The 18,849-nt window shown below is 66.8% G+C and carries 22 protein-coding genes and 2 tRNA genes; 17 read left to right on the forward strand and 7 right to left on the reverse strand.

The window, feature by feature from the left end; genetic code table 11:
* Position 1: 1 nt before the first annotated feature.
* The 7 genes from recF (at position 2) to HNO83_RS08930 (ending at position 6,995) form a co-directional block, all read left to right on the forward strand.
* The gene (gene recF, locus HNO83_RS08900; RefSeq protein WP_175337171.1) at positions 2-1,168 is read left to right on the forward strand and encodes a DNA replication/repair protein RecF; all 1,167 of its coding nucleotides are present in this window, start codon (positions 2-4) and stop codon (positions 1,166-1,168) included.
* Positions 1,161-1,658 carry a DciA family protein gene (locus tag HNO83_RS08905; RefSeq protein ID WP_175337172.1) on the forward strand — a complete coding sequence of 166 codons (498 nt, stop codon included), beginning with the start codon at positions 1,161-1,163 and terminating at the stop codon, positions 1,656-1,658. Before recF ends, HNO83_RS08905 begins: the two co-directional genes overlap by 8 nt.
* Before the next feature lie 123 nt (positions 1,659-1,781).
* Positions 1,782-3,782: a DNA topoisomerase (ATP-hydrolyzing) subunit B gene (gyrB, locus tag HNO83_RS08910; RefSeq protein WP_175337173.1), complete on the forward strand. Its 2,001-nt coding sequence runs from the start codon at positions 1,782-1,784 to the stop codon at positions 3,780-3,782.
* Positions 3,783-3,828: 46 nt separating this feature from the next.
* Positions 3,829-6,381, forward strand: coding sequence for a DNA gyrase subunit A (gene gyrA, locus HNO83_RS08915; RefSeq protein WP_175337174.1), 2,553 nt, complete (start codon positions 3,829-3,831; stop codon positions 6,379-6,381).
* Positions 6,371-6,784, forward strand: coding sequence for a DUF3566 domain-containing protein (locus HNO83_RS08920; protein WP_175337175.1), 414 nt, complete (start codon positions 6,371-6,373; stop codon positions 6,782-6,784). Before gyrA ends, HNO83_RS08920 begins: the two co-directional genes overlap by 11 nt.
* A 50-nt stretch (positions 6,785-6,834) precedes the next feature.
* Positions 6,835-6,911, forward strand: a tRNA-Ile gene (locus tag HNO83_RS08925).
* Between the two features lie 11 nt (positions 6,912-6,922).
* Positions 6,923-6,995: transfer RNA gene (locus tag HNO83_RS08930), tRNA-Ala, on the forward strand.
* Positions 6,996-7,061: 66 nt separating this feature from the next.
* Here the strand turns inward: HNO83_RS08930 and HNO83_RS08935 are convergent.
* Positions 7,062-7,565, reverse strand: coding sequence for a DUF3800 domain-containing protein (locus tag HNO83_RS08935; protein WP_175337176.1), 504 nt, complete (start codon positions 7,563-7,565; stop codon positions 7,062-7,064).
* A gap of 57 nt (positions 7,566-7,622) precedes the next feature.
* Between HNO83_RS08935 and HNO83_RS08940 the strand changes: the two genes are divergently transcribed.
* Positions 7,623-7,823 (forward strand): hypothetical protein, encoded by a 201-nt coding sequence (locus HNO83_RS08940; protein WP_175337177.1) that lies wholly within the window; start codon positions 7,623-7,625, stop codon positions 7,821-7,823.
* Positions 7,824-7,849: 26 nt separating this feature from the next.
* Here HNO83_RS08940 and HNO83_RS08945 read toward each other — a convergent pair whose 3' ends face one another.
* Positions 7,850-8,314, reverse strand: coding sequence for an Lrp/AsnC family transcriptional regulator (locus HNO83_RS08945; protein WP_175337178.1), 465 nt, complete (start codon positions 8,312-8,314; stop codon positions 7,850-7,852).
* 93 nt (positions 8,315-8,407) lie between these two features.
* Between HNO83_RS08945 and HNO83_RS08950 the strand changes: the two genes are divergently transcribed.
* On the forward strand, positions 8,408-8,842 hold the full coding sequence (locus HNO83_RS08950) for a rhodanese-like domain-containing protein (protein ID WP_175337179.1): 435 nt from the start codon (positions 8,408-8,410) through the stop codon (positions 8,840-8,842).
* A 22-nt stretch (positions 8,843-8,864) separates the two neighbouring features.
* Here the strand turns inward: HNO83_RS08950 and HNO83_RS08955 are convergent, their stop codons facing one another.
* Positions 8,865-9,728, reverse strand: a complete 864-nt coding sequence (locus HNO83_RS08955) for an Fpg/Nei family DNA glycosylase (RefSeq protein ID WP_175337180.1) — start codon at positions 9,726-9,728, stop codon at positions 8,865-8,867.
* 48 nt (positions 9,729-9,776) lie between these two features.
* Here HNO83_RS08955 and HNO83_RS08960 point away from each other — a divergent pair, with 48 nt between their 5' ends.
* Complete coding sequence (locus HNO83_RS08960; protein WP_175337181.1) at positions 9,777-10,196, forward strand: NUDIX hydrolase; 420 nt, start codon at positions 9,777-9,779, stop codon at positions 10,194-10,196.
* Here the strand turns inward: HNO83_RS08960 and HNO83_RS08965 are convergent.
* Positions 10,193-10,393, reverse strand: a complete 201-nt coding sequence (locus HNO83_RS08965) for a PspC domain-containing protein (protein WP_175337182.1) — start codon at positions 10,391-10,393, stop codon at positions 10,193-10,195. The two genes, HNO83_RS08960 and HNO83_RS08965, sit on opposite strands and share 4 nt — an antisense overlap.
* Before the next feature lie 64 nt (positions 10,394-10,457).
* Positions 10,458-11,033, reverse strand: coding sequence for a hypothetical protein (locus HNO83_RS08970; protein WP_175337183.1), 576 nt, complete (start codon positions 11,031-11,033; stop codon positions 10,458-10,460).
* 123 nt (positions 11,034-11,156) lie between these two features.
* Here HNO83_RS08970 and HNO83_RS08975 point away from each other — a divergent pair, with 123 nt between their 5' ends.
* The gene (locus HNO83_RS08975) at positions 11,157-11,696 is read left to right on the forward strand and encodes a peptidylprolyl isomerase (RefSeq protein WP_175337184.1); all 540 of its coding nucleotides are present in this window, start codon (positions 11,157-11,159) and stop codon (positions 11,694-11,696) included.
* A 23-nt stretch (positions 11,697-11,719) separates the two neighbouring features.
* Positions 11,720-12,574 carry a rhomboid family intramembrane serine protease gene (locus tag HNO83_RS08980; protein WP_175337185.1) on the forward strand — a complete coding sequence of 285 codons (855 nt, stop codon included), beginning with the start codon at positions 11,720-11,722 and terminating at the stop codon, positions 12,572-12,574.
* A gap of 201 nt (positions 12,575-12,775) precedes the next feature.
* Here the strand turns inward: HNO83_RS08980 and HNO83_RS08985 are convergent, their stop codons facing one another.
* The gene (locus tag HNO83_RS08985) at positions 12,776-13,036 is read right to left on the reverse strand and encodes a cell division protein CrgA (RefSeq protein WP_175337186.1); all 261 of its coding nucleotides are present in this window, start codon (positions 13,034-13,036) and stop codon (positions 12,776-12,778) included.
* A gap of 751 nt (positions 13,037-13,787) precedes the next feature.
* On the opposite strand from HNO83_RS08985, the gene HNO83_RS20865 reads away from it, so the two are divergent.
* The 5 genes from HNO83_RS20865 to HNO83_RS09010 all read left to right on the forward strand — a co-directional run bounded on the left by HNO83_RS20865 (position 13,788) and on the right by HNO83_RS09010 (position 17,083).
* Positions 13,788-14,177, forward strand: a complete 390-nt coding sequence (locus tag HNO83_RS20865) for a response regulator transcription factor (protein ID WP_502708426.1) — start codon at positions 13,788-13,790, stop codon at positions 14,175-14,177.
* Positions 14,174-15,448 (forward strand): MFS transporter, encoded by a 1,275-nt coding sequence (locus HNO83_RS08995; protein WP_175337188.1) that lies wholly within the window; start codon positions 14,174-14,176, stop codon positions 15,446-15,448. The genes HNO83_RS20865 and HNO83_RS08995 overlap by 4 nt, the downstream gene beginning before the upstream one ends.
* Positions 15,449-15,525: 77 nt before the next feature.
* Positions 15,526-16,287 (forward strand): class E sortase, encoded by a 762-nt coding sequence (locus HNO83_RS09000; protein WP_217498854.1) that lies wholly within the window; start codon positions 15,526-15,528, stop codon positions 16,285-16,287.
* A 2-nt stretch (positions 16,288-16,289) separates the two neighbouring features.
* Positions 16,290-16,448 (forward strand): hypothetical protein, encoded by a 159-nt coding sequence (locus HNO83_RS09005; protein ID WP_175337189.1) that lies wholly within the window; start codon positions 16,290-16,292, stop codon positions 16,446-16,448.
* On the forward strand, positions 16,445-17,083 hold the full coding sequence (locus tag HNO83_RS09010; RefSeq protein WP_175337190.1) for an anthranilate synthase component II: 639 nt from the start codon (positions 16,445-16,447) through the stop codon (positions 17,081-17,083). The genes HNO83_RS09005 and HNO83_RS09010 overlap by 4 nt, the downstream gene beginning before the upstream one ends.
* A gap of 27 nt (positions 17,084-17,110) precedes the next feature.
* Here the strand turns inward: HNO83_RS09010 and pknB are convergent, their stop codons facing one another.
* Entirely contained in the window at positions 17,111-18,763 is a 1,653-nt protein-coding gene (gene pknB, locus HNO83_RS09015) for a Stk1 family PASTA domain-containing Ser/Thr kinase (protein WP_349627116.1), read from the reverse strand.
* Between the last annotated feature and the right edge of the window lie 86 nt (positions 18,764-18,849).

The raw sequence follows: 18,849 nt of genomic DNA on the forward strand, positions 1-18,849 counted from the left end.
GTTGAGAGTTACGCATCTTTCCCTGACCGACTTCCGCAACTACCGCACCGCGGAGGTGCCGTTCGCGGCCGGCGCGAATCTGTTCGTCGGCCGCAACGGCCAGGGGAAGACCAATCTCGTCGAGTCGCTCGGCTACCTGAGCACCCTCGGGTCGCACCGGGTGTCGAGCGACCAGGCGATGATCAGAAAGGATGCGGACGCCGCGATCGTGCGGGCCCGCATCCGCCACGACGGCCGCGAGTTGCTCGTGGAGTTGCAGCTCAACCGCAGCTCGCCCAACCGCGCGCAGGTCAACCGGGCCGCGATCAAGCCGCGCGAGCTGCCGCGCTACTTCTCCAGCGTGCTGTTCGCCCCGGAAGACCTCGCGCTGGTCCGCGGGGAACCCGGCATCCGCCGGCGGTTCCTCGATCAGCTGCTGATTCAGCGGAATCCCCGCTTCGCCGGGGTCATCGGCGACTACGAGCGGGTGCTGAAACAGCGCAACACGCTTCTCAAGTCCGCTCGCGCGTCCCGCGTAAGGGAGGACCAGCTCGGGACGCTCGACATCTGGGACGAGCGCCTCATCCAGCTCGGGTCCGAGCTCATGGATGCGCGACTCGACCTGGTCGGCCGGCTCAGCGATCCGCTCGTGGCCGCCTACCGTTCCGTCGCCGGCGACGACCACCACCCGCGGCTGCTGCCGCAGCTCACCATCTTCGGCGCGCACGTCGAGGACGAGGACGACAGCGACGATGAGACCGTAACGGGGTCAGCCGGTGTCGCCACCACCGAGGCATTCCGCCGCGCGCTCACGAACGTCCGCCGCAAGGAGCTGGAGCGGGGCCTCACCCTCGTCGGCCCGCACCGCGACGACGTGCTGTTCGAGCTCAACGGCCTTCCGGCGAAGGGATACGCGAGCCATGGCGAATCGTGGTCGTTCGCTCTCGCTCTCAAGCTGGCATCGGCCGAGCTGCTCCGGCGCGAATCCACCACCGGCGATCCGGTGCTCATCCTCGACGACGTCTTCGCCGAACTCGACCAGGCGCGGCGACGCATGCTCGCAACCGCCGTGTCCGGTTACGAGCAGGTGCTCATCACAGCGGCGGTGTACGACGACGTGCCCGACGAGCTCACGGCGCACACCGTCCGGATCGAGGCGGGTGCGATCGTGGAGGCCACCGATGCCTGAGCGCGCGGGCGCATCCACCGAGGCATCCGCCGTCTACCTGCGGCTCAAGGCTCTGTTCGCCGGGACCAGCTCGCGCAGCCGGCGGACGTCTCCCCGCAAGGAGGACACGGCGGCGAGCAGGCCCTTCGGCTCCGGACGAGACCCGCACGACATCGGCGACGTCATGGACGCGCTCGCCTCGCAGCTGGGCTGGACCTCTGCCCTCGCGCAGTCGGAACTGCTCGAAAGATGGCGCGAACTGGCCGGCGAGGAGACCGCGAAGCACGCCGTCCCGGACCAGATCAGCGACGGCGTCCTGGTGGTCCGGTGCGAGTCGACGGCGTGGGCGACGCAGCTGCGGATGATGCGCTCCGAGCTGCTCGTGCGAATCGCGGAGCGGTTCCCCGACGCGGACATCCAGTCGATCCGTTTCCAAGGACCCGACGCCCCCTCCTGGAAAAGAGGCCCCAGGTCGATTCCAGGGCGCGGTCCGCGGGATACCTACGGCTGAGAAGACAAAAGAGGTCGCTCTGGCGAAGAAAACCTCTCAGACGCCCGTTTCCGGGCATTTCCGCCGCTGGCTCTTGGTAGAATGGAGAGTCACTGTCGAGTGCGGTCAGGAGCCTAATTTCATATGACGATGGAACCGAACGGGACCGGCGCGGAACACGAGTACGGCGCGAACGAGATCCAGATCCTGGAAGGTCTCGAAGCCGTCCGCAAGCGACCCGGAATGTACATCGGTTCGACCGGTCCTCGCGGGCTCCACCACCTTGTCTACGAGATCGTCGACAACTCCGTCGACGAGGCCCTGGCCGGCTACGCCGACAACATCGAGGTGACCATCCTCCCCGACGGCGCGGTGCGGGTGGACGACAACGGCCGTGGCATCCCGGTCGACGAGCACCCCACCGAGAAGAAGTCGACCGTGGAGGTCGTGCTCACCATCCTGCACGCCGGCGGCAAGTTCGGCGGCGGCGGGTACGCGGTCTCCGGCGGTCTGCACGGCGTCGGCAGCTCCGTCGTGAACGCGCTGTCGAGCCGGCTCGACGTCGAGGTGCACCGCCAGGGATCCGTCTGGCGCCAGAGCTACCGCGACGGCGTCCCCCAGGCGCCGCTCGAGCAGGGCGAGGCGTCGGAGCGCACCGGCACGATCATCACGTTCTGGCCGAGCTCGGAGACCTTCGAGACGATCGACTTCGACTACGACACTCTCCGCACCCGCTTCCAGCAGATGGCGTTCCTGAACAAGGGCCTGCGCATCGCGATCACCGACGAGCGCGCTCCGGAGATCGAGCCTGTCGAGGGCGAGGTCGACGAGGAAGTGGCCCCGCGTCACGAGGTCTTCCTCTACGAGCGCGGTCTGCAGGACTACGTCCAGTACCTCAACTCCGCCAAGAAGGCGGAAGTGGTGCACGACGAGATCATCTCGTTCGAGTCGGAGGACACCGAGCGCAAGATCGCGCTCGAGGTCGCGATGCAGTGGACGACGAGCTACAACGAGAGCGTCTTCACCTACGCCAACACGATCAACACCCACGAGGGCGGGACGCACGAGGAGGGCTTCCGCGCCGCGCTGACCACCCTGGTCAACCGGTATGCGCGCGAGAAGGGCATCCTCAAGGAGAAGGACGACAACCTCTCCGGCGATGACGTGCGCGAGGGACTGACCGCCGTCATCTCGGTCAAGCTCTCCGAGCCGCAGTTCGAGGGCCAGACCAAGACCAAGCTGGGCAACACGGAGGCGAAGGCGTTCGTGCAGAAGGTCGTCGGCGATCAGCTCGGCGACTGGTTCGACCGCAACCCGAACCAGGCCAAGGAGATCATCCGCAAGGCGCTGCAGGCGGCGACCGCTCGCATCGCAGCCCGCAAGGCGCGCGAGACCGCTCGCCGCAAGGGACTCCTCGAGAGCGGCGGCATGCCCGGCAAGCTCAAGGACTGCCAGTCGAAGGACCCGACGATCTCGGAGATCTTCCTGGTCGAGGGCGACTCGGCCGGCGGCTCGGCCGTCCAGGGCCGCAACCCCGAGACCCAGGCGATCCTGCCCCTCCGCGGCAAGATCCTGAACGTCGAGAAGGCCCGGCTCGACCGTGCGCTCGCCAACAACGAGGTGCAGGCCATGATCACGGCGTTCGGCGCCGGCATCGGCGAGGACTTCAACCCGGAGAAGGCGCGGTACCACAAGATCGTGCTCATGGCCGACGCCGACGTCGACGGCCAGCACATCACCACGCTGCTGCTGACGCTGCTGTTCCGTTACATGCGTCCGCTCATCGAGCTCGGCTACGTGTACCTCGCGCAGCCGCCGCTCTACCGCCTCAAGTGGTCGAACTCGGAGCACGAGTACGTGTACTCCGACCGCGAGCGCGACGCGCTGCTGGCCGAGGGCATCGCGTCGGGCAAGCGCATCCCGAAGGAGAACGGGGTGCAGCGCTACAAGGGTCTCGGCGAGATGGACTACCAGGAGCTGTGGGACACCACGATGAACCCGGAGACGCGCACGCTGCTCCAGGTGACGCTCGACGACGCGGCGGCGGCCGACGAGATCTTCGCCACGCTGATGGGGGAGGACGTGGAGTCGCGTCGCTCGTTCATCCAGAAGAACGCCAAGGACGTGCGATTCCTCGACATCTGACGCACGAGCGCCAGACGACGAGACGAACCGCGAGGGAGAGAAGACTGTGACGGACGAGCAGACGGGTACCGGCGAGCAGGAGGAGGGCTTCGGCATCCACGGCAGGATCGACCAGGTCGACCTGCAGTCGGAAATGCAGAGGTCCTACCTCGACTACGCCATGAGCGTCATCATCGGGCGCGCGCTGCCCGAGGTGCGCGACGGCCTCAAGCCGGTGCACCGGCGCGTGATCTACACGATGTTCGACGGCGGATACCGCCCCGACAAGGCGTTCTCGAAGTGCACCCGCGTCATCGGCGACGTGATGGGGCAGTTCCACCCGCACGGCGACGCGCCGATCTACGACGCGCTCGTGCGCCTGGTGCAGCCGTGGAGCCTCCGCTACCCGCTGGCCCTCGGCCAGGGCAACTTCGGCTCCCCGGGCAACGACGGCGCGGCCGCTCCCCGGTACACCGAGACGAAGATGGCTCCGCTCGCGCTCGAGATGGTCCGCGACATCGACGAGGAGACCGTCGACTTCCAGGACAACTACGACGGCCGCACGCAGGAGCCGATCGTCCTTCCGGCGCGGTTCCCGAACCTCCTGGTCAACGGCTCGGTCGGTATCGCGGTCGGCATGGCGACCAACATCCCCCCGCACAACCTCCGCGAGGTCGCGGACGGCGCCCTGTGGCACCTGCAGCATCCGGAGGCCTCCCGCGAGGAGCTCCTCGAAGAGCTGATCAAGCGCATCAAGGGACCGGACTTCCCGACCGGCGCTCAGATCCTCGGTGTGAAGGGCATCCACGACGCCTACCGCACGGGCCGCGGCTCGATCACGATGCGTGCCGTCGTCAACATCGAGGAGATCCAGGGCCGCGTCTGCCTCGTGGTCACCGAGCTGCCGTACCAGGTGAACCCGGACAACCTCGCCATCAAGATCGCCGACCTGGTGAAGGACGGCCGCATCGGCGGCATCGCCGACATCCGCGACGAGACCTCCGGCCGAACCGGCCAGCGCCTCGTGATCGTGCTGAAGCGCGACGCCGTCGCGAAGGTCGTGCTCAACAACCTGTACAAGCACACGCAGCTGCAGGAGAACTTCGGCGCCAACATGCTGGCGATCGTCGACAATGTGCCGCGCACGCTGTCGCTCGACGGCTTCATCACGGCCTGGGTCGACCACCAGATCGAGGTCATCGTCCGCCGCACGCGCTATCGGCTGCGCAAGGCCGAGGAGCGCGCACACATCCTGCGCGGCTACCTGAAGGCCCTCGACGCCCTCGACGAGGTCATCGCGCTCATCCGCCGTTCGGCCACCGTCGACGACGCCCGCGAGGGCCTCAAGCAGCTGCTCGAGGTGGACGACATCCAGGCGGATGCCATCCTCACGATGCAGCTGCGCCGGCTGGCCGCGCTGGAGCGCCAGAAGATCATCGACGAGCACGACGAGATCGAGAAGCAGATCCAGGAGTTCCACGCGATCCTCGAGGACCCGGCCCGCCAGCGCTCGATCATCAGCGAAGAGCTCAGCGAGATCGTCACCCGCTTCGGCGACGACCGCCGCACCGAGATCATGTTCGGCTACGACGGCGACATGAGCGTCGAGGACCTCATCCCCGAAGAGGAGATGGTGGTCACCGTCACCCGCGGCGGCTACATCAAGCGCACGCGCAGCGACAATTACCGCAGCCAGCACCGCGGCGGCAAGGGCGTGAAGGGTGCGCAGCTGCGCGGCGAGGACGTGGTCGACCACTTCTTCGTCACGACGACGCACCACTGGCTGCTCTTCTTCACGAACCAGGGGCGCGTCTACCGCGCCAAGGCGTACGAGGTGCAGGAGGCCGGCCGCGACGCCAAGGGCCAGCACGTCGCCAACCTGCTCGCGCTGCAGCCGGATGAGGAGATCGCCGAGATCCTCGACATCCGGGACTACCAGGCGGCGAAGTACCTGGTGCTCGCCACCCGCCAGGGTCTGATCAAGAAGACCGCGCTGGATGAGTACGACACCAATCGCACCGGCGGCATCATCGCCATCAAGCTGCGCGAGGGCGACGAGCTCGTCTCCGCGCTGCTGGTGGAGGAGGACTCCGACCTGCTGCTGGTGTCGCGCAAGGGCATGTCCATCCGGTTCACGGCATCCGACGAGGCGCTGCGTCCGATGGGCCGCTCGACCTCCGGCGTCATCGGCATGCACTTCCGTGGGGAGGACCGCCTCCTGGATGCGTCGGTCGTGTCCGACGAAGGCTACGTCTTCGTCGTCACCGAGGGCGGCTACGCCAAGCGCACCGCTGCCGACCAGTACCGCCTGCAGAACCGCGGCGGTCTGGGCATCAAGGTGGCCAAGCTGAACGACGACCGGGGCGATCTTGTGGGTGCTCTCATCGTCGGGGAGGACGACGAGGTCCTTGTGGTTCTTGCCAGCGGCAAGGTGGTACGCTCTGCCGTGGCCGAGGTACCCGCCAAGGGCCGCGACACCATGGGTGTCGTCTTTGCACGTTTCGCCGAGTCGGACAAGATCATCGCACTGGCGAAGAACACCGAACGAGACCTCGTCTCCGCTTCTCTCGCGGAGGATGATGAGTCCGTCGGGAAGGATGAAACCGTAGATGAGCAGTAGCGTCGCCGAGAAGCTCGCCAAGAAGTCGTCCCGTCGACCCGCGTCCGCCAAGCAGGTGCGGCTCAAGCTGGTCTACGTCGACTTCTGGTCCACCGTGAAGCTGTCGTTCCTCGCGGGGATCTGCCTCGCGATCATCGCGATCGTCGGCACCTTCCTGATCTGGACGGTGCTCGACCGCACCGGCATCTTCGACCAGGTGAACAGCCTGTTCAAGGACATCTCGGGTGCCGGCGGCAGCGACCTGCGCTCCATCTTCGGCCTCGGCCAGGTGATGGGCTTCTCGCTGATCGTGGCCATCCTCGACATCGTCGTGGTGACCGCGCTGGGCGCCGTCTTCGCGCTGCTCTACAACCTGTCGGTGAAGATCACGGGCGGTCTTCTGGTCGGTTTCACCAACAACTGACCGATTTCGCAATGCCTGGGCAGATCGGGTAGTCTCGTATCTGCCCATTCGGGGATATAGCTCAGGCGGTTAGAGCGCTTCGCTGATAACGAAGAGGTCCGAGGTTCAAGTCCTCGTATCCCCACCATCCACTCACTCGGGGCCTTAGCTCAGTTGGTAGAGCGCCTGCTTTGCAAGCAGGATGTCAGGAGTTCGAATCTCCTAGGCTCCACATCTCGCCGTCGCAACGATGTTATGCGATATGCTTATCTCGCAGGACGCTGAGAGCCTCCCGCACCTAGCCAACGCCCCGCCTCGCGGGGCGTTGTGTTTTTCGCCTCGGGCTCCAGACGAATTCGCTCACCGTGATCGACCTCACGTTGGCGGCGATCTTGGCGACGGCCTTGGACGACCGGGGATCGCTTTCGACGATGGTGCGATCGCGGTTCAGAAAGTACGTTGCAACATCCGCAGCCTGAAGCATCCGACTGGCGTGAGAAGGACCGTAGTAGATCGTGTCGGCGATCCTGCGGAGCGGACGTCTGGTGTAGCCCGGCACCCGAGCGAGCTTGAAGTGCCGAAGGCTGCGTCGTGAGTCGTTGGCGGCGTGGTGTTCGTCAGCCAGTATGAGGCCGAGCGAGTCGTGGTCGAATCCATCGAGCCTCATGTGGACGTCTTCGAGCGTGTGCGCCAGCGTCAGGAGGTGAGCCGGATATGGAGACGAGTAGCTCGCCCGAAGGGCGCGCAGATCCACGCCTCGGAAGATGAAGAGTGCCGACGAACGGGCCAGCACCTTGGCCACCAGATCGCACGCCTTGACACGCCATACGAGCGGGACGTTCGCCCATGCGGCCCTGCCGTGGAACATGTCGACGGCGTGAAACTCAGCTCCACGATCGAACGTCGCGACATGTCGCGCAACGAGCGCGGCTACTTCATCCAGACCTCGCTCGACCGAGCGAACAGCAGCAGCATCGGCGATCAGAGCACCGAAGAAGTACTAGCGGTCATCGCGGCCGGATTCATCGATGTAGACAAGACGCACGGGATGTCATTGTAGAGCAGTATCACATTGGAACTGTGATTTCAGTTCTGCGGTGGGGTGATCGGACGCGTCGGGAACGGGCTCGAGTAGGAGACGCTCGTGGTGACGCTGCCGAGGGTGCCGACACGGCCGCTGATCTGCTCCAGGTGCCGCATCGACGTCGCAACGACCTTGATGATGAAGCAGTCGTCTCCGGTGACGTGGTGCGCCTCCACCACTTCGGGGATGTCGGCCAGCAGGTCGTGCAGCGGCGTGTACTGGCTGCTGGGGTAGCGCAGGCGGAGGTACGCCAGGATGCCGTAGCCGAGGCGCTCGGGATCGATCACCGCGCGGTAGCCCGAGATGATGCCGGCGTCCTCGAGCCGGCGGACGCGTTCCGCGACCGCGCTGTTCGACATGTGGACGGTGCGTGCCAGTTCGGCGATCGACTGGCGGCCGTCGCGCTGCAGCTCGGCGAGCAGTGTCCGGTCGGTGCTGTCGACGGTGTTCGCGGGATTGACGGCCATGGCGCGATTCTGCCATGAGATCGACGGCGATCCGCAACGAACGCCGTCGAACCGGCCTTCAATCGCAGCCGCCGTCTTCCTACGCTCAACGGTATGGATACCGACACCACCGAAGCGGCCCGCCACTTCGCCGCGAAGCTCCGATTCGAGACAGACCCCTCCGACGTCAAGGCCGCGATGGATGCTGCCGAGCGCTTCGTCCTCGTCGACACCCGTGGCGAGGCTGCATGGCGTCAGGGACGCGTCGAGGGCGCCATCCACCTGCCGACCGCGGACATCGAGCGGCGCGCGGCCGAGCTCATCCCGGCCGGCATGCCGGTGGTCGTCTACTGCTGGGGGCCGGGGTGCAATGGGTCGACCCGCGCCGCGCTGGCGTTCAGTCTGCTCGGGTACGAGGTCCGCGAGATGATCGGCGGGTACGAGTACTGGGCCCGCGAGGGGCTGCCGGTGGTCGACGACGACGGATCGGGGACGCGCGCGGCCGACCCGCTCACCGCCCCGATCGGCTCGATCGTCTGCGACTGCTGACGTCTGCGACGGTTGAGCGCGGCTACTTGAGCAGCCGGGAGAGCACCCGGTCTGCCAGGGGTTTTCCGCCGGTCTGGCAGGTCGGGCAGTACTGGAACGTCGAGTCGTGGAAGATGACCTGCCGGATGGTGTCGCCGCACACCGGGCAGGGCTCGCCGGTGCGGCCGTGCACGCGGAGGTTCGACTTCTTCTCGCTCTTCAGCTCGGACGCGGCGAGGCCGTCGGCGCGCGCAAGTGCCTCGCGCAGCGTCGACTGCGTCGCCTGGTACAGGCGGGCCACATCGTCCGCCGGCATGCTCGCCGGCTTGTACGGGGACATCTTGGCGACATGGAGGATCTCGTCGGAGTAAGCGTTGCCGATGCCGGCGATCAGCGACTGGTTGCGCAGAACTCCCTTGATCTGAGCGCGACCCTGCGCGGCGAGGATGCGGGCGAACGCCTCCTCGGTGAACGCGGGGTCGAGCGGATCGGGGCCGAGGCGCGCGATACCGGGAACCTCTGCGGGATCGTGCACCACGTAGATCGCGAGGCTCTTCTTGGTGCCGGCCTCGGTGATATCGAGCCCGGTTCCGTCGTCGAGCACGAGGCGCGCAGCGAGCGGGCCTTTGCCCAGCCGTCCGGTCGGAGGGGGCGGGGGCTTGTCGCGCCAGCGGATCCAGCCGGCGCGGGCCAGGTGGATCACGACGTGCAACTCGCCCGCGGTGAGATCGAGGAACTTGCCGTGCCGGGTGACCCCGCCGATCGTCAGGCCGTGGAGGGCATCGGCAGGGGGATCGAACGTCTTCAGCGCGGAGAAGGCGACAATGCTCAGCCTGTCGATGACACGACCTTTCAACCGGCCGTCGAGGTCGGCTGCGAGGGCGGTGACTTCCGGAAGTTCGGGCATCACCCCTAGTCTGCCCCTGACCACTGACATCGGCAGTAGTGTGATGCGATGGATATCAGAGTCGCAGCCTACGGAGTGATCACGGAGGGCGACCGCATCCTGCTGGCGCACTGGAACGAAGGCGGCAAGTCCGGCTGGACGCTTCCCGGCGGCGGCATCGACCCGGGAGAGGACCCGGCAGACGCGGTCGTGCGCGAGATCGCCGAGGAGACCGGGTATGCAGGCGAAGCCGGTGAGCTGCTCGGGATCGACTCGAAGGTGATCCCGGCCGAGCACCGCTTCGTCAGCGACGCAGGGCCGCTGCACGCTCTGCGCATCGTCTACCGCGCACGGGTGGTCGGCGGCACGCTGACCAACGAACGCGACGGGACGACCGACGAGGCAGCATGGTTCGCCCTGTCGGCCATCCCGAACAGGCGGGTCGAGCTCGTCGACATCGCACTCCGCATGGCGGGACTCCGCGACTAGGCGGTCGCCGTCTGCTGCCTTTCGCCCGGGATGATGATCCACATCGCCAGGTAGGCGATGAACTGGGGTCCGGGCAGCAGGCACGAGAGCAGGAAGATCACGCGGACCGTCCACGGTCGCAGGCCGAAGCGGTTCGCGAGCCCGGCACAGACGCCGCCGATGATCCGGCCGTCGAGGGGACGCATGAGTGTGTTCATGCCTCCAGCGTCTCAGCGCGCGCGGAAGCGCACCATCGGGGTAACCCCCGAAAGAACCCTGGGGTCAGAGCTCGGCGCCGGAAGCGGATTCCGACGTCGTGGCCGGCGTCGTGGGCTCCTCGTCGGCGACCCACAGCTCGTCGTCGGCCCGGAACGTCTGCCACACCGCGTAGAGCACGCCGACGGCGGCGACGATACCCACGACGATCGCGACGACACCGCCCGCACCGGGACCCGACTTCTTCGGCGCCGGCTTCTTGGTCAGCTGCTTCGCGGCCTTCGAGAAATCGCCGGAGAAGGCGGCGGCGCGAGCGGCCCGCGCATGGTCGACCACCGAGAGCGCCGTCCCGACGGCGGTGCCGACGGCCGGGATGACGTCGCCGACGACGCGCTCCCGGGCAGCACCGGCGTACCGGCTGGCGGTGGACTTGGCGGTCTCGGCGGCGGGACGCACATAGGTGTCGTAGCCGTCACGGACGCGCGGCGCGATCTCCTCGCGTGTGTAGTAGGCCGCCTGCTTACGCGCCTCGGCAGCCAGGGCGTTGGCATTCGCCAGCACCTCCTGCTGCTGGGTCCACAGGTCCTCGGCTCCGCTGCGCAGTCGCTTGAGCTCCTTCTTGCGCTTCCGTGTCAGGCTCATCTGTTCCTCCGTTGCGTCGGGGTGGCGACTGACTCCATCTTGCCACCGAAAGGGCTGAGGATGGCCCGAGAGGTCATCTCGGCCTCCGGAGTCCTCTATACGCCCTGTGCAAGAATTGGTGCCATGTCTAAGCACACCGCTGTCGCCACGCTCCACACTAACTATGGAGACATCAAGGTCAACCTCTTCGGCAACCACGCGCCGAAGACGGTCCGCAACTTCACCGGACTGGCGACGGGCGAGATCGAGTGGACGCACCCCGCCACGGGCGAGAAGTCGAACGCTCCTCTCTACGACGGTGTGATCTTCCACCGCATCATCCCGGGCTTCATGATCCAGGGCGGCGACCCCCTCGGCCAGGGCGTCGGCGGCCCGGGCTACCAGTTCGACGACGAGATCAACCCGGAGCTCGACTTCACCCAGCCGTACATGCTCGCCATGGCGAACGCGGGCATCCAGGGCGGCCGTGGCACCAACGGTTCGCAGTTCTTCATCACCGTCGGCCCGACGACCTGGCTGCAGGGCAAGCACACCATCTTCGGCGAGGTGGCGGACGACGCGTCGCGCCGGATCGTCGACAAGCTGGCCGAGGTGCCGACCGACGCCCGCGACCGGCCCCTCGACGACGTCGTGATCGAGTCGATCGACATCGAGCAGGTCTGAGAGACGGCGGGCGAGCAGCACAGATGACTCAGCCCGTCGACGCGCGCGCCGGCTACTGCTACCGGCACCCGGACCGCGAGAGCTACGTGCTCTGCCAGCGGTGCGGGCGCACGATCTGCGGGGAATGCCAGACGCCCGCCGCGGTCGGCGTCGTGTGCCCCGAGTGCATGGCGCAGCAGCGCGCGACCCATCCGCGGACCAAGCCCGCGTGGCTGACCCGCATGACCGGCGGCGGCGCACCCGTGGTGACCTACGTGATCATCGCGATCTGCGTCGCGGTCTTCATCGTGCAGACCATCGGCGACCTCCTCGGCCTGCCGGTGACGAGCGCCCTGCACTACGCGGGCGCGTACTCCTACCCTGCAGCGGTCTCCGGAGCGTTCGAGCCGTGGCGGATGCTCACCAGCATCTTCGCGCACGCCAACATCCTGCACCTGCTGCTGAACATGTACACGCTGTGGGTGTTCGGTTCCGCGCTCGAGCCTCTGCTCGGTCGTGCCCGCTATCTGGCCCTTTTCCTGATCAGCGGATTCGCCGGCTCCCTCGGCGTGCTCCTGATCGCCTCGCCGCTCGTACCGGTGGTCGGCGCGTCCGGCGCGATCTTCGGCCTGTTCGGCGCCTTCCTCATCATCCAGCGGCGGCTGGGCGGCAATGCGACACAGATGCTGGTGCTGCTGGCGATCAACCTGGGCATCGGATTCTTGCCCAGCTTCAACATCGCCTGGCAGGCGCATGTCGGCGGACTCATCGGCGGCTTCCTGGTCGGCCTCATCTACGTGGAGACCCGGCAGCCGCAGCGGCGCCGCTGGCAGCTTCCGCTCCTGGTCGTGCTGTGCGTGGTGTTCGTCGCGCTGAGCCTCATCCACTTCTTCGTGTAGTTCCCACACCTCGTGGATAAGTTATCCACAGGCTTATTAACACTGTGGGTAATTACACGGGTGTAACTCTCCACAGGCTTATTAACACTGGGGAAACCGCGCGGGAACGAGCCGCAACTATCCACATGGAACCTGTGGAGAACTGTGGACAAGCGAAAACCCGGGCCGGCCCGGGTCTCGGGATGTCGGTGGGTGGCGGCGTCAGCGCCAGCGGGTGGTCATCAGGAAGCCGATGAAGGCGATGCCGAAGCCGACCAGGATGTTCCAGGCGCCGAGCGCGGGGATCGGGTACTGGTTCTGGCTGACGTAGAAGACGATGATCCAGACCAGGCCGAGCAGCATGAAGCCGAACATCACCGGCTTGAACCAGACCGGGTTCGGCGCGTCCTCTCCGGAGGTCGCCTGTGCGCGCTCCGCGCGCGCGGGGCGCTCGATCCGGGTCTTCGACTTGCTGCGTGCCATAGCACCACAGTGTAGCGGGGAAGCCCCCGGGGTTCCTGATGCCCCCGAACGGGGGATAGGCCTGTGGATGCCGCTGGTCATGACTCCTCCGAGCCGCTTGTGGGGCGCGGTCCTCGGTTTCGCAAGAGGAGCCAACGCGAGCCCCCGTCGTCGGCGCATGGCTCTGCGGCCATGTCGAACGGTTCGCCCCCCGCGTCGAAGACGCGCGCGCATTGCCATCCGGCGGAGTCGGCAAGGGAAAGGAAGTCGGCGAAGGACGGAGAGAAGAGAAACTGAACTTCTTCGAGCATCGTTCCTGTCGCTTCATCCCATACCGTCACGCGCTCGTCTCTGGTGCTGTCCAGCGGATCCACGAAACCCTCGGCCCAGGAGTAGTCAATGGCGTGGGCTCGCCAAGTTGCCCGCCCTGCCGACCGCTTGTGGGTCGGAAAGCTCGAAGACCTCGTGACCGAACGAACGACGCGCCTCCAGGATGCCTCGCTCAAGCCGCTCGCACAGGGCAGACGGGACCGCCCGCCGAACGACGGTCGCCCCTTCGTCCTTGAGAGCGCGAGCGTGGTGCGCAACGCCCGTGCCGGCTGCAAGCCTGGGCTCGACCCACTGGGAGAGGGTCAGAGACGGGACCGCCACGCTCCAGAAATCTCTTGTTCCGCAGGTATCGATGTATTGCATGGAACAAGCGAAATATAAAAAGACAATGTTCAAATCCCCGATACAGGTAGTTTGATGGAAGGGATGGCATGAATCGCTAGTGTGCCGCTTCACTGACGCTTGCTATAAAGATTTGGCCCGTTCGGGGAGGTACATCGGTCGTTTGAGCACATTTCGAAATGCACGAACTCAGTGGCGCTGTGAGTGGAAGGTCTCTGCCCGCCAGGTAGAGGTCCTTGCCCTTGTCAGTCAAGGCCTCAACTATGAGGAGGTCGGTGCCCGCCTGAGAATTACCACGCACACCGTTGCCCACCACGTTGCCGCCATGGGTCGGGTCCTCGCGGCTTCGAACAGGCCGGCACTCGTAGCCATCGCGATCACCACCGGCCTGCTGGACGCCGAGCACTGGCCAGCCGTGCCTAGCGGAAAACTCTGCGGCCGTCTTGGGGGGTCTTGCGCCTGCTCAACGAGCCGGATCGAGCCCCGATGACAGCCATCGGATCACGGAACCCGATGCGGTCGGGGCCGAACGTTGTGGTTGCTTCGTTCACGTCGAATCTGAGCGACGGGGTACAGCTGGCCGTCGTCCCCCTTCTGGCGCTGACCATCTCGGACTCGCCGCTGGGCATCGGCGCGATCGCCATCGCTCGCGTGGTCTCCTCGGTCGCGCTCACCGCACCGCTCGGGGTGATCGCGGACCGTTACGACAGGTTCCTCACAAGCTCGTTCGCCAACGCGTTCCGCGCGATGGTGATGATCGCCGTCGTCGCCATGATGGGTACGGGACTCGGCAGCATTGGACTGCTCATGGCGGCCGCCGCGCTGCTCGGTGTTGGAGAGACACTGTTCGAGACAGCGTCGAGTGCGGTAATTCCCGAGGTCGTGCTACCTGACCGCCTGCAGAGATACAACTCATACATCTCATTCGGCCAGACGTTCGCCAACGGAGTGATAGGACCGGTCCTCGGCGCGGTTCTCTTCGGCGTCGACCATCAGCTCTCCCTTCTCGTGACGACCGCTCTGCTTGCGATGTCCGGCGGACTGCTCTCAGCGGGTATCCCGCGTGGAGCCGCGCGCTGTCGGCCTGACAGTGCCCTGCCCGTTCGCGACACGGCTGCACCACGCTTGCTGAGCGACGTCGCTGCAGGCATTCGCGCGGTTCGCGCCAGGCGCGCGATCGTCGCGCTGCTCGTTCTCACCGCCGGATGGAATTTCTTCGGATGGATGCCGGAGGGGCCGCTGGTCATTTTCGTCACACGCGAACTGGGAGGTACAGAGGCGGCGTTCGCCTTCCTCTTGGTTACGACCGCGCTGGGATCGCTGGTCGGTTCGGCGCTCGGAGGGTTCGTCGGAAGGCGAACCCGGACGGCGGTTCTCTGGGGAGCGACTCCGCTTTATGGACTGGGATTCATCGGCGTATATTTCCTGCACGACCCCTGGGCCATCGGTGCGGTGTTCTTCGTGCAGGGACTACCGCTCATGATGTGGGCGATCACCGCGACGACACTCCGGCAGCGCCTCGTGGACAACGATGTCCTCGGCCGAGTGAACTCCATCTTCTACGGCACCGCAATCGCCCTGGGGCCGCTCGGGATGGGCGCAGGATCCCTGCTGGCTGCCGTCTCCTCGGCTCGGACCACCTTCATCGTCTCGGGATTCGCCCTCCTGCTGGTCGGCCTCGCGGTGGCAGTAGCGACGAGCGGACGACGTGGTCGACGGGTGGCTCTAGAGCTCGACCATGCGCTTGGCCCGGTGTCATGAGCTATTCGTGTGCAGAACTCGAGTAGGCCTGTGGAGAACTGTGTCTCTTCCCAGCGACGCTCTCTAGAATCCACCATATGACCGCCACCCGACCCCGCACGCGACGGCCGCACCGCCGGCCCACCGTGCTGGGCGTCGCCGGTGAGGTGCTCATCACCGCGGGCGTGCTCGTGCTGCTGTTCCTCGGCTGGCAGGTGTGGTGGAACAACCTGGTCCTCGCGGGCCAGCAGACCACGGCGGCGGCACAGCAGAGCCAGAAGTGGATCGACGACGCCATGAAGGTGCCGAAGCCGAAGCCCGACACCACGACGGCGCAGGTCGATCCGCCGGTGCTCGCGAAGCCGGCGCCGTACGAGCCGTTCGCTGTGATCTACGTGCCGCGACTCGGCCCCGACTGGAAGCGCACCATCCGGCAGACGGTCGACGTGGAGCGGGTGCTGAACAGCTATACCGCCGGCGTCGGTCACTACATCGACTCGCAGCTGCCCGGGCAGGTGGGCAACTTCGCCGTCGCCGGACACGACTCCGGCTGGGGCAACACCTTCATCGACCTGTCGAAGCTGCACATCGGAGACCACATCTACGTGCAGACGAAGGACGGCTGGTACACCTACACCTTCCGCAACTTCGAGTACGTCCAGCCGTCGGCCGTCCAGGTGCTGCTCCCGGTGCCGCGCCAGCCGCAGGCGACGCCGACCGACCGGCTGATGACGATCACGACCTGCAACCCGCCGTTCCACGCGGGCGAGCGGCTGATCGCCTACAACGTGTTCCAGTCCTACGCGCCGCCGCGGGAGATTCCGAGCGAGATCGCCGCGGCGGTCGGGCAGGGAGGCTGACCGTGTACGCAGCATTGTGGCGTGTCCTGCCCGGCCCGTGGTGGGTCCGGCTCCTCATCCTTCTCGTCCTGGTCGCGCTCGTGCTCTTCGCGCTCGTCACCTGGGTGTTCCCCTGGGTGGATTCGCTCCTCGGCCCGCAGGAAGGTACCGTGGGGCCGTGACCCGCGTCCTCGTCATCGACAACTACGACAGCTTCGTCTACACGCTGAACGGCTACCTGCGTGAGCTCGGAGCCGAGACCGTCGTCGTCCGCAACGACGACATCGCGATGGACGACCTCCCGTCGACTCTGGCGGAGTACGACGCGGTGCTGGTCTCGCCGGGGCCGGGCAAGCCGGCCGATGCGGGCGTGTCCATCCCGGTCGTCGAGCAGGCGCTGAAGACCGGCCAGCCGCTCCTCGGAGTCTGCCTCGGGCACCAGGCGATCGCCGAGGCGTTCGGCGGCGTCGTCACCAACGCCGAGGAGCTCATGCACGGGAAGACCTCGCAGGTCACCCACGACCAGAGCCCGCTCTTCGACGGTGTCGCACAGCCGTTCACGGCGACGCGCTACCACTCGCTGGCGGTTGTCGACGGTACGCTGCCCGACGACCTCCATGTCACGGCCCGCACCGCGGGCGGCGTCATCATGGCGCTGCAGCACCGCGAGGCGCCGATTTACGGCGTCCAGTTCCATCCGGAGTCCGTGCTGACCGAGGGCGGCTACCGGATGCTCGGCAACTGGCTCGAGGTCGCCGGCCTCGCCGGAGCGGCCGAGGCCGCTCGTGCCCTCAACCCACTGGTGAAGCTGGGCTGAATCGCGCCGACGCAGGCGAGCGGCGGATCAGCCCGAGCAGTAGGTCAGGTCGACGGTCGAACCCTGCGGGACGTCCCCTACCAGCGACTGCGTATGCACCATCGTCGCGCCCTTGTCCTGCGGGCAGCTCGGGTCGGGTTTCGGGTTCGACGACAGGCCCAGCTGCGTCAGTATCCCCGACGCCGCCTGGAGGGTCTGCCCGGTCAGGTCCGTCAGCGTGACCTTGCCGCTCGAGACGTGCAAACCGACCGCGTCGCCCTCGTGCGCGGATGCATTGGCCGCCGGATCGGTCGAGATGACGATGTTCGCGGGGATCGTCGGCGAGTTCTCCGAGGTCGTCGGACCGACGGTGAGCCCGGCCTGCTGGAGCGCTTGGCTGGCGGCGTCGACGGTCATGTTGTGCACATCCGGCACGGAGACCGTCTTCTTGCCCGAGGAGACGTAGAGCGTGATGGTGTCGCCGGTCGCGACGACGATCCCCGCGCCCGGGTCCGTGCGCACGATCTCGCCGGACTGGTAGGTGGGGCTCGGCTCCGTGCTCTGCACCCACTTCAGCTTCATCGACTCCAGTTCGGCCGAGGCCTTCTCGAGAGTCTGCCCGGACAGGTTCGGGACCTTGCGCGAGGTGTCGGGCATGGTCGTGCTCGGCGCGAGCCGCAGCACCCAGGCGAGCACCGCGACGATGACCACCGCCATGATCGCGATGCCGGCCCAGACCCAGATGACGGGTGGGCGACGCTGCGTGCGCGTCATGGTCTGGTCTTCGGCGAGCTGGCGGAAGGCGGCCTCGGGGCCCGAGATCTGGCTCGGCGGGGCACCGAACAGGGTCTCGGCCAGTTCGTCCTCGTGCTTGCGCTTCGGCACCCGGCCGGACGCGGCCTCCTCGAGGTCGGCGCGGAACTCGGCCACCGTCTGGTAGCGCTCGAAGCGGTCCTTGGTCAGCGCACGAGCGACCACGACGTCCATCGCCGGCGAGACCTTCGGGTTGACCGTGCTCGGCGCGACGGCCGTCTCGCTCACGTGCTGGTAGGCGACGGCGACGGGGGTGTCCCCGCGGAACGGCGGACGACCGGTCAGCATCTCGAACAGCACGACGCCGGTGGAGTAGAGATCGGTGCGGGCGTCGACGGATTCGCCCTTCGCCTGCTCCGGCGAGAAGTAGCTGGCGGTGCCGAGCACGGCGGTCGTCTGGGCCACGGTCGCGGAGGAGTCGCTGATCGCCCGCGCGATGCCGAAGTCCATCACCTTCACCTGGCCGGCCTTCGTGATCATCACGTTGCCGGGCTTGATGTCGCGGTGGACCACGCCGGCGCGGTGCGAGTACTCGAGCGCGGTGAGGATGCCCTCCGTGATGCGCACGGCCTCCTGGACCTCGAGCGGGCCCTTCTTGATCAGGTCTTTCAGCAGCACGCCGTCGACGTGCTCCATCACGATGAACGGCAGCTGCGCCTCGTGGCCGTTCGGCTCGCGGACGGTCTCCTCGCCCGCGTCGAACACGCGCACGATCGTGGGATGCGTCATCCGCGCGGCCGCCTGCGCCTCCTGACGGAAGCGGGTGCGGAACGCGGGGTCGGTCGCAAGCGACGGCTTCAGCAGCTTGATCGCGACGGTGCGCCCCAGCCGGGTGTCGGTCCCGCGGTGCACGTCGGACATGCCGCCCCGGCCGATGAGTTCGCCCACCTGATATCGGCCTGCGAGCAGGCGGCTATCTGGGCTCAATGCGGACTCCTTCTGGGTGCTGACTCCGGCTAGTGTAGCGGTGCCTT

The sequence above is a fragment of the Leifsonia sp. C5G2 genome, assembly GCF_013359685.1.
GTDB lineage: Bacteria > Actinomycetota > Actinomycetes > Actinomycetales > Microbacteriaceae > Leifsonia.